The organism is Pseudolabrys sp. (assembly GCF_035943735.1).
Lineage (GTDB): Bacteria > Pseudomonadota > Alphaproteobacteria > Rhizobiales > Xanthobacteraceae > Pseudolabrys.
The window spans coordinates 237,874-248,126 of the sequence record NZ_DASZBV010000022.1 but is presented as its reverse complement, the minus strand read 5'-3'; the positions used below and the strand labels follow the sequence as shown (position 1 = coordinate 248,126).

At 66.8% G+C, this 10,253-nt stretch carries 9 protein-coding genes; 3 read left to right on the top strand and 6 right to left on the bottom strand.

What is annotated here, in order from left to right; all coding sequences use genetic code 11:
- Positions 1-357 precede the first annotated feature (357 nt).
- The 3 genes from VGV41_RS18095 to VGV41_RS18085 are packed head-to-tail and all read right to left on the bottom strand — an operon-like array spanning position 358 to position 4,215.
- Positions 358-1,146: a hypothetical protein gene (locus VGV41_RS18095; protein ID WP_326865375.1), complete on the bottom strand. Its 789-nt coding sequence runs from the start codon at positions 1,144-1,146 to the stop codon at positions 358-360.
- A gap of 55 nt (positions 1,147-1,201) precedes the next feature.
- Entirely contained in the window at positions 1,202-2,509 is a 1,308-nt protein-coding gene (locus tag VGV41_RS18090) for a class I adenylate-forming enzyme family protein (protein WP_326865374.1), read from the bottom strand.
- A complete protein-coding gene (locus tag VGV41_RS18085; protein WP_326865380.1) occupies positions 2,506-4,215 on the bottom strand; it encodes an extracellular solute-binding protein in 1,710 nt (569 codons plus the stop codon). Before VGV41_RS18085 ends, VGV41_RS18090 begins: the two co-directional genes overlap by 4 nt.
- 362 nt (positions 4,216-4,577) lie before the next feature.
- Here VGV41_RS18085 and VGV41_RS18080 point away from each other — a divergent pair, with 362 nt between their 5' ends.
- Positions 4,578-5,324, top strand: a complete 747-nt coding sequence (locus VGV41_RS18080; protein WP_326865372.1) for an invasion associated locus B family protein — start codon at positions 4,578-4,580, stop codon at positions 5,322-5,324.
- Positions 5,325-5,411: 87 nt separating this feature from the next.
- Here VGV41_RS18080 and hspQ read toward each other — a convergent pair whose 3' ends face one another.
- Positions 5,412-5,741, bottom strand: coding sequence for a heat shock protein HspQ (gene hspQ, locus VGV41_RS18075; protein WP_326865371.1), 330 nt, complete (start codon positions 5,739-5,741; stop codon positions 5,412-5,414).
- A 45-nt stretch (positions 5,742-5,786) separates the two neighbouring features.
- Complete coding sequence (locus VGV41_RS18070) at positions 5,787-6,830, bottom strand: CoA ester lyase (RefSeq protein ID WP_326865370.1); 1,044 nt, start codon at positions 6,828-6,830, stop codon at positions 5,787-5,789.
- Between the two features lie 110 nt (positions 6,831-6,940).
- On the opposite strand from VGV41_RS18070, the gene VGV41_RS18065 reads away from it, so the two are divergent.
- Both VGV41_RS18065 and VGV41_RS18060 read left to right on the top strand, forming a co-directional pair.
- Positions 6,941-7,903, top strand: a complete 963-nt coding sequence (locus VGV41_RS18065) for an AEC family transporter (protein WP_326865369.1) — start codon at positions 6,941-6,943, stop codon at positions 7,901-7,903.
- A gap of 278 nt (positions 7,904-8,181) precedes the next feature.
- Positions 8,182-8,949, top strand: coding sequence for a substrate-binding domain-containing protein (locus tag VGV41_RS18060; protein ID WP_326865368.1), 768 nt, complete (start codon positions 8,182-8,184; stop codon positions 8,947-8,949).
- Positions 8,950-8,975: 26 nt separating this feature from the next.
- On the opposite strand, the gene VGV41_RS18055 is transcribed toward VGV41_RS18060, so the two are convergent.
- Positions 8,976-10,184, bottom strand: coding sequence for a UbiH/UbiF family hydroxylase (locus tag VGV41_RS18055; RefSeq protein ID WP_326865367.1), 1,209 nt, complete (start codon positions 10,182-10,184; stop codon positions 8,976-8,978).
- Positions 10,185-10,253: the final 69 nt, after the last annotated feature.

Below are 10,253 nucleotides of genomic sequence, written 5' to 3'. Positions count from 1 at the left end.
GCCGGTCGTAATGCCGGCGGACGGCTGGCCAGGGCCTCCCGAGCGCAGGCTGTGCGTCAGCCTGCCCGCGGGCGCCGCATCGACCGACGCGGGTTTCCCCGCCTCGACCCGATGAGCGCGAAAGGCCGCATCTCCGGCCTCCCGTCCCACCGCTGCTCCACCCTCACAGCGCCCCTGGCGAGCAGGACGGAAGGACTAATGGCACATACGCTAGGACCGGTCAATAGTCCTAAGTAGAGTGATTTTTACCGCGGCGCCGTAGCGCGGGTTAGCCGAAGGCGCAACGCGCCGCGCGGGCGAGGCAACACGCGGATCAGGCTTCGTTATCCGCCTTATGGGCTACGGTCGCCCCGCCGGTCAGAGTTCTCTCTCCAATGGGGAGAGCGTATTTGTAACAGCGTCTCTGAGCTTAAGAAGTCCCGGTATGACCGCCTCCAGGGGAGAAATCCCGAACTCTTTGAAGACCACAACGGCAGGGGATTTGAAATCCACCTTTGTATTCGGATTAAGCTCCGTGAAGGTCACGCGGCAGACTTCGGCCCCATCTTTGGTGGGTAAAACGAATTTAGGAGGGCTAATCCCTGCAATTGCAACTGCCTTACCACCGGGGTCGATGGCGATTTGACCCGCGGAACTGACTGCACCATAGGCGACGAGTAATAGCCGATGCTTGTCAATATTACTCAACCTGTTGAGAACAAAAAGCGCGTGGTCCCTGGGTTCCGGCGAATGAAACGGTTGCGCTCTCTCGATAGCGTGCGCCGCAGGACCGGATATGCCCCTAATCATCCCGTCCTTGCAGGCCTTCTCGAATTTTGCGACCGAGTCGCAGATAGGAAACTGTATACGCGCGCTGGGATTGCTAATTTTCTTCAATGCTAATGCCCAAACGATATGGTCTAGGCTGGTACGTAAATGGTGGAGGATCTCGCCGGCAAGGACTTGTAGCCGTGGTGGCACCTCTAAAGGTTCGCCGAATGCTCTTAGTATAAACTCTCGGGTGTCGTCATTGCGCTCAATGACGCCTCGATAATGTTCCTGATTGATTTGGAGGAATCGTTCGAATTCCAATTTTAGGTTATTGATGCTCTCGTCAGCGCGGTCGATTTTCGCCCGCCATCCCTGAGTAGAGGCATCGCGTGTCATGACCGCCTGCTTAGGTTAGAGATGACGTAAGGAGTGTGAGTGAGCAGAGCAACCGCTATTTCGGACTGTCAATCTCAAAACCCACAAATTGCCGCATTCGAAACGCGGCGGCGAGGAGCGGATTGAAACCGGCGTCCATGAGCCGCGCCGCGACCGCGGCCGGATCGGCGGCGTGGCCGGCAAGGCGCTGGCCGAGCGCCGCGTCGGGCAGCGCGGTGACGGTGGCGTACGGATCGATCGCCAGCACCGCCGCATCGAGCTCGATTTGCCGAAAGCTGTAGCCGCCGATGGCAATATCGGCACCACCAGGCATGGCTTTCGCCTCGGCGATGAGCGCCGGATCGGGTAGCACGTCGTGCCCCCGCGCCGACGCCTTCACCTCGGCGTCGTCGATGCAGACGACGTCGACGGCGTTGCGGCACGGCGGGCTGTTGGCGAGGCCATAGCTGCTGCGCCAGACGGCGAGCATCGTCGTGTCGGCCGCGGTCAGCGAGGCGAGCGGCCGCAGCGCCAATCCCGGCACGGCGATCATGCCGCCATCGAGCGCGGCCGCCTGCGCCGCGAAGGTCTCCGCATCGAAACCGTGGTGCAGATGCAGGGTGCCGCCGCCGATCAGCCAGGGCATCAGCGTGACCGACAGGCCGGCCAGCGATCCGAGTGGAATGGTCGACAACAGCGGCGCATCGGCGCCGAGGCCGGCAGCCTGCAGCACGCTCTCACCGGCGGCGATGAGCCCGGCGTGGTCGTGCGCGACCGGGGCATGGCCGTCGGCGCCGCTGGCGAAGGTCCAGGCCGCGACGTGCGCCGCGGCATTGCTCGTCCGCTGCGGCGGCGGCTCGCTGGTCGCAGCGCCGAGAACGGCGTCGAGCGGCACGACGCCGTCCGGCAGCTTGTCGCCGAAGGCGGCGATCTGGCGGATGGGAAACAACTCGGCCGCCACCTGCATCGCCAGTTCGGCATGCGCGCAGGCGCCGATGCGGCCGGCGGTGACGATCGCCCTGGCGCCGGCGCGGCCGAGCGCCTCGACCATGTCGCGCCGCCGCCACAGCAGCGGCAGCGGCGCCGCGATCATGCCGGCGCGCAACACGCCAAGAAACGCGATGACGCTGTCCACCGTGTTGGGCAGTTGCAGGCCGATCACCGCATCGGTGTGCAGACCGAGGCCGTGCAAGGTGGCGGCGAAGGCGGCGATGGCGCGGTCGGCCTGCGCGAAGGTGAGCGTGCGCGGTTCACCGCCGGTGAAGCGGGCGCGGTTCGGCGGATCGATCAGCGCGGGCGCGTGTGCGTTGCGCACGCCGGCACGGCGGAACAGGGCGTCGAGCGTGACGCTTCCCGTGGCGCGCGATGCGTCGCCGAGGATCATGACTTGGCGTCCTTCGCCCACCAGCTTTCGGGCAGGTAGCCGTACAGCGAGGTGGGTCCGGGATGCGCGATTCGCCGCCAGCGCGCCACCCATTGCACCGGCGGATAATAGAGCGGGATGACGTAGAAGCCGGACAGCAGCAGGCGGTCGAGCGCGCGCGTGGCGGCGACGAAGTCGTCTTGCGTCGTCGCGGCGAGCAGTGCCGCGATCATGGCGTCGATCGCCTTCGACTTGACGCCCATGTAGTTGCGGCTGCCGTTCTGATCGGCCGCCTGCGAGCTGAAATAGAATAATTGCTCGTTGCCGGGCGACAGCGACTGCTCCCAGCGGTACTGCATCATGTCGAAGTCAAAACCGATCTTCAGGTGCTCGAACTGCGAGGCGTCGATATTGCGCACGCGCGCGTCGATGCCGGCGCGGGCGAGGCTGCGCGTATAGGCGAGCGCGAGGCGCTCCTGGTCGCGCGTCGTCGTCAGGATCTCGAACGCGAAAGGCCGGCCGCTGGCGGTGTGAACGAGGCGCGTGCCCTTGAGCGCGTAGCCGGCTGCCTCGAGCAGCGGGAAAGCGGCCGCCAGCCCGCGGCGGTCGCGGCCGGAGCCGTCGGTCTTCGGCGGCGCCCAGTTCCCGGCCATGATGTCGGGGCGCACCGCGCCGGGGAACGGCGCGAGCAGTTCGCGCTCGCGCGCATTCGCCGGCACGCCGTGCGCCGACAGCTCGCAGCCGTCGAAATAGCTGGCGGTGCGTTTGTACAGATCGAAGAAATAGGTGTGGTTGATCCACTCGAAATCGAACAGATGCAGCAGCGCCTCGCGCACGCGGATGTCGGCGAACAGCGGACGCCGCGTGTTGAAGCAGAGGCCTTCCATGCCTTTCGGCAGGCCGTAGGGGAAGGTCTCCTTGACGACGCGGCCGTCGCGCAGCGACGGGAAGTCGTAGGCCGTCTGCCAGCGCGCCGGATCGGTCTCGAGGCGAACCTCGTAGAGGCCTTTCTTGAAAGCTTCGAAATGCGTGTTGTTGTCGCGATAATAGTCGTAGCGGATGGTGTCGAAATTCCACAGGCCGCGGTTGATCGGCAGGTCGCGGCCCCAGTAGTTGCGGTCGCGCGTGAAGGTGACGCTTACGCCGGGGCGGACTTCGGTGATCGTGTACGGCCCGCTGCCGATGAGCGGCGTGAAGGTGGTGTCCTCGAACGTCGCGACGTTGACCGCGTGGCGCGCGAGCACCGGCATCAGGCCGATGATCAGCGGCAGCTCGCGATCGCCGCCACCCGCGAAATCGAAGCGCACCGTGCGGGCGTCGATCGCCTGCGCCTTCGTCACCTTGGCGTAATAGATCTGGAAGTTCGGGCGGCCATGGTCGCGCAGAAGCTGCCAGGAGAAGACGACGTCGTCCGGCGTCACCGGTTGGCCGTCGGCGAAGCGCGCGGCGGGATTGATGGTGAAGGTGACGAACGTGCGCGCCGCGTCGGTCTCGACGCTGTCGGCGATCAGCGCGTAGAGCGTGAACGGCTCGTCATAGCCGCGCGCCAGCAGGCTCTCGATCTGATAGCTGCGAATGTTGGCGGCCGGCAGGCCCTTCACGATGAAGGGATTGACGCTGTCGAAAGCGCCGAGCACGCCCTGCACCAGGCGCCCGCCCTTCGGCGCGGCGGGGTTGACGTAAGTGGCGGCGCGGAAATCGGGCGGCCAGGCCGGCGCGCCGTGCATGGCGATGGCGTGACGCGCGCTGTCGGCGCGCAGGAGTTCCGGCCGCAGCGGCAGCGTCGCCGCCAGCGCGCCGAGGATGACCGTCCGGCGCGACGGCAGCGGAGCGGTGACGCCGCGGGGACCATGGGACGGGGCGGACACTGGGTGACTGCGACTCGTTTCCGGACGGATACGAATTTACCACGAGGGCAGCGCCTTCCCTGAACGGCCTTTTGGTCGCATTGGTGGCTTTATCGCAGGCCGGAATTCGGCTATCAGGCACCCGTCCGGGTCACGCTGCCGCCGTATTTCGCGGGGTAAGAGCCGGGCCTGGACACGTCAGGCGGGCCAGGCGGCTTCGGCAACCTAAGGGAATAACGAGAATGGATCATCGGAACGCATCGGCCCGTCCGTGGGGCCGCGCGCTGGCAGCCAGCCTGACCGCCGCCGCACTGACGGCCGTCGCGTGGACGCCGGTCGCCGCGCAGCCCAAGAAGCCGGCCGCCAAGCCCGCCGCTCCGGCCGCGCAGCCGGCCCAGCCGGCGCCGCAGACGCCGCCCGGTCAGGGCCAGGGCGAGCAGCAGCTCATGTATTCGCCGTGGATGAAGGTCTGCGGCAAGGGGCCGGACACCGGCAACAAGCAGGTCTGCGTCGTCACCAAGGACGGCCGCCTCGAGAACGGCATGCCGGTCGCGATCGTGCAGCTGTTCGAGCCGGAGGGCGAGCCGAAGGTGCTGCGCGTCACCGTGCCGCTCGGCATGCAGCTGCAACACGGCACGCGCGTGATCGTCGACCAGAACCAGCCGATGCAGGCGCCGTACAAGATCTGCTTCCCGGTCGGCTGCATGTCCGATTACCCGGCCACCGACGATCTCATCGCCAAGATGAAGAAGGGCCAGCAGATCACCGTGCAGGCGATCAACCTGCAGGGCACGCCGATCTCGCTGCCGCTGCCGCTGACCGATTTCGCCAAGGCCTTCGACGGCCCGCCGACCGATCCGAAGGCGTTCGAGGAGCAGCAGCGCAAGCTGCAGGAAGAATTGCAGAAGAAGGCGGAAGAGGCGCGCAAGAAGCTGGAAGGCCAGCAGGGTGCCGCCCCGGCGGCTCCGGCCGCGCCGGCGAAGAAGTAAGCGCGACACTCGTCGCGAAATGCAAAAGGCGCGGGCTTGGGCCCGCGCCTTTTTATTTTGGGCTGCGCCGCGTCCGGGGCCCGTAACTCAATGCATCCGGCTGTCGCGCGGGCGGTAGTTGCCGTTGTCCCACTCGAAGGTCTCGGCCACGTCCGGATGGCGGATCGGCGCGCCGGAGGTGTCGGCCAGCAGGTTCTGCTCGGAGACGTAGGCGACGTACTCGGTCTCGTCGTTCTCGGCGAACAAATGATAGAACGGCTGGTCCTTGCTCGGGCGGACTTCGGCCGGGATCGACTGCCACCATTCCTCGGTATTGGCAAACTCCGGGTCGATGTCGAAGACCACGCCACGGAACGAGAACAGGCGGTGCTTGACCACCTGGCCGATCCGGAATTTCGCGTTACGCATCTTGCTCATGGTGCCAGACAGATAATGGAACAGGGCGGGTTTCGCCAGCGGTGCTCAGAGGCCGTAGCGGGCGGCCATATCCGGGTCCTTGGCGGCGACCAGGCGGGCGAGGTCGAGCAGCACCCTGGCCTGTTTCCAGGTGGCGTCGTCCTGCATCTTGCCGTCGATCATGACCGCGCCGGCGCCGTCCGGCATCGCCTCGACGATCTTGCGGGCGAAGGCGACCTCGGCCGGATCGGGCGAGTAGACGCGCTTGGCGATCTCGATCTGCGACGGGTGCAGCGACCAGGCGCCGGCGCAGCCCATCAGGAAGGCATTGCGGAACTGCGCCTCGCAGGCGGCGGCGTCGGAGAAGTCGCCGAACGGACCGTAGAAGGCCTTGATGCCGGCGGCGGCGCAGGCGTCGACCATCTTCGCGATCGTGTAGTGCCAGAGATCCTGCTGGAACGCCGCGCGGGTCGCCCCGTCACCCTTCGGGTCTTCGAGCACCTTGTACTCGGGATGGCCGCCGCCGACGCGCGTCGTCTTCATCGCGCGCGATGCGGCGAGGTCGGCGGGGCCGAGGCTCATGCCGTGCATGCGCGGCGAGGCGACCGCAATCGCCTCGACATTGTTGACGCCCTGCGCCGTCTCGAGGATGGCGTGGATGAGGATCGGCTTCTTGATCGCATGCCGCGCCTCGAGCTGCGCCAGAAGCTGGTCGAGGTAGTGGATGTCCCACGGGCCGTCGACCTTCGGCAGCATGACGACATCCAGTTTATCGCCGACGGCGCCGACGATCTCGATCACGTCGTCGAGCGCCCACGGCGAGTTGAGCGCGTTGATGCGCGTCCACAGGCCGGTGGCGCCGAAGTCGGTCGCTTTGGCCATGGCGATGAAGCCGGCGCGCGCCGCCGTCTTGGCGTCGATCGGGATCGCGTCCTCGAGATTGCCGAGCACGACGTCGACCTGGCGCGCGAGGTCCGGCACCTTGGCGCGCAGCTTCTCGATGTGCGGCGGCACGAAATGGATCATGCGCTCGAGCCGCACCGGCAGGTCCCGCAAGGGAGCGGGCGCACCGATGGCGAGGGGGCTAAAGAACTGACGCGGCGGTTTCATCGGGCCAGGGTCCTTCCAATGGGCCGGGCAGCCGTTTAGAGGAAAGCAAAGGCCGCGCCAAGCGGGCCGCAATCCGGCCGACGGCGGCCGCCCGAGGTCTACCCGGCACAATGATCGACGTCATCAATCTCGCGCTGCCGTTCTTCGGCCTGATCGTCATCGGTTTCGTCTGCGGGCGGATCAAGCAGATCCCGGACACGGCGCTGGGCTGGATGAACTTCTTCATCGTCTACGTGTCGCTGCCGGCGCTGTTCTACCGCATCCTGGCACAGACTCCGCTGGAGAAGCTCGGCCAGATCAATTTCATCTATTCGACCAGCCTCGCCACGTTCTGCGCCTTCACTCTGTCGTTCGGCATCGGCATGGCGATCCGCCGCGGCAACATCGCCGACTCGGCCATCGCCGGGCTCGCCGGCGGCTACGGCAATATCGGCTACATGGGTCCCGGCCTGGCGCTGGCGACACTCGGCCAGCAGGCGGCGGTGCCGGTGGCGCTGATCTTCTGTTTCGACAACATTATCCTGTTCACGCTCGTGCCGTTCCTGATGGCGCTGGCGCGGCCGAAGGGGATGAGCGTGCCGGGCATCGCCTTCGAGGTGTTCAAGCGCGTGGCCGGGCATCCGCTGATCGTCGCCAGCGCGCTCGGCGTCGCTTCCGCTGCGGTGCATTTCGAGCCGCCGGTCGCGCTCGACCGGCTGTTGCAATTCCTGCAAAACGCCGCCGCGCCCTGCGCGCTGTTCGCGCTCGGCGTCACCGTGGCGCTGCGCCCGCTGAAGAAGATGCCGTGGGAGATCCCGCCGCTCGCCTTCGTCAAGCTGGTGCTGCACCCGCTGATGCTGTTCGTGCTGTTGTCGGCGTTCGGCCCGTTCGACCAGGTCTGGATCGACACCGGCCTGCTGATGGCGGCGCTGCCGCCGGCGCTCAACGTCTTCGTGTTCGCGCGCCAGTACGACAGCTGGGTCGAGCAGGCCTCGAGCGCGGTCATGGTCGGCACGTTGCTGTCGGTGGTGACGTTGACGGCGGTGATGTGGATGGTGAAGACCGGCCACGTGCCGGCGCTGCTGTTCAGGTGACCTTATGCAGCCGCTCGCCGGGCTTGTGGTGCTCGACTTCACCACGTTGTTGCCGGGGCCTTTGGCGAGCCTGATACTGGCGGAAGCCGGCGTCGAGATGCGCCGCAAATCCGGCGCCGCCTGAATGTCTGGCGGTCCCGGCTCTGCGGTGCACCATTCGCCAGGTCCTCCCGCAGCCCTGCGCCAGGGACGCACGCTGACCCATTTCCGGCTTGTCAATTGCCTCTTGCCATGTCCACACTTGCTGCCAAGGGCGCCAACCTGAGCTGGAGGTTACGATGTGGGGCGCCTTCATTTTCGGAATTGTCGCTTTCGTGTCCGCGCTGACGGGATTTGCCGTCACGACGCATGCCGCAGAGGTCAAAATCATTTCCGGGCCCGCGACTGACGCGGTGCTGGCCTCGCTCCGTCCGGAATTCGAGCGCACGACCGGCAACACGTTCGAGAGCAAGGGTGGGGTGACCGGCGTTCTCAAGACTCTCATCGAGCGCGGAGAGCCGTTCGACCTGGCGATCATTCCGGGCCCGCTGATGGACTCCTTCGTCAAGCAGGGCAAGATCGCCGCCGGCACGAGCGTGCCGCTCGTCCGCGTCGGAATGGGGGTCGCGGTGCGCGCGGGCGCGGCCAAGCCAGACATCAGTTCAGTCGCCAAGTTCAAGCAGGCCATTCTTGACGCGAAATCGGTAACCTATGTTCCGAAAGGCGAAACCGCGACCCGTCTCGCTGGCGTTCTCGAGCGGCTCGGCATTGCCGAGCAGGTGAAGGCCAAGGCCCAGCTTCTGCCGACGGTGCCTGCTGCAATCCAGGCGGTCGCCAGCGGGAAGGCGGAGCTCTATTTTTCGCTCACCAACATCATCGCTTCGGCGAAAGGAATCGAGCTCGCCGGTCCGTTCCCGCCGGAATTGCAGCACTACCTTGTCATCAACACCGGCATCAGCTCCACCGCGAAGCAACCCGACGCAGCGAAGGCGCTCGTGAAGCTTCTGACGTCGAGCAACGCCGATGCGGTGATAAGGGCGAAAGGATTGGAACGCGCGACGCGTTGACCCGCACCGCGCCTGCGTGAACGTGACTACAGCGCTTCCCCGCGCATCAGCCTTGGCTGCGCCGTGCGCGGGGCGACGCCCTCGCGCATGACGGCGCGGCGCAGGGGACCGATGCGGTCGAGCATATAGAGGCCGAGGCCGCGCGCGCCCTGCACCGGCAACAGATCGGTGAGCAGGCTGCGGTTCAACAGATCGACGGCGAGCGTGCGGCTGCCGACGTCGGCGCGGCGCATCTTTTCGTAGCGCGCCAGCAAGAGCTCGCCGCCGATGTCATGGTGCTCGCGCTGCGCGGCGGCGAGCTCGGCGATGGTGGCGGCGTCGCGCAAGCCCAAATTGAGCCCCTGCGCGCCGACCGGCGGAATGACATGCGCGGCTTCGCCGACCAGCGCGATGCGGGAGCGCGCGAACGATCGCGCGGTGACGACGCCGAGCGGGAACAGGCCGCGGCCGGCTTCGACTTCGACCTTGCCGAGGATGGAATGGATCGCGCGCTCGATGGCCGCCGACAGGTCGGCATCGCCGAGCGCCGCCGTCTCTTCGGCCACCGCCGGATCGAGCACCCAGACGAGGCTCGAACGATTGCCCGGCAGCGGCACGACCGTGCACTGACCGCTCGGCGTGTGGAATTCGGTCGAAGTCTCGTGGTGCGGCCGCGTGTGGCGGAAGCAGACGGTGAGGGCGACCTGACGGGTGCGATGCTCGTCGATGTCGATCAGCGCCGCCTCGCGGCAGAGCGACTTGCGGCCATCGGCGCCGACGACCAGCGGTGCGGCGAGCATGCCGCCGTGTCGCAGCTCGACCGCGGCATGGTCGGCGGTGGTTGCGACGCCGAGCACCTCGTCTTCGACGATCTCGAGGTTCGGCAGCGTGTGCGCGCGCTCTCTCAGCGCCTCGACCAGGACGCGGTTCTCGATGTTCCAGCCGAAGGCCTCGAGCCCGATCTCGTCGGCCTCGAACTTCACCTCCGGCGCGCGCCACAGCCGCCCGGTGTCGTCAACGATGCGCAGAAAGCGCAAAGGGGCCGATTGCTCGTGGCACAGCGGCCAGACGCCGAGCGTCTCCAGCGCGGTGACGGAACTTGCGAGCAGGGCGGTGGTGCGGTTGTCGCCAGGAGCCGGCTTCTTGCCGACGAGCACCGTGGCGACGCCGCCTGCGGCCAGCGCCACGGCCGCGGTCAGCCCGGCCGGGCCGCCGCCGACCACGATTGCCTGAAACGCGCGTTTGTCGTTCGTCAAAGCCCAAGTCCTGCCTGTCGGCTATCCGACTAGCACGGGCGGGGAAGCGTGCGCTATGCACGCGGTAGA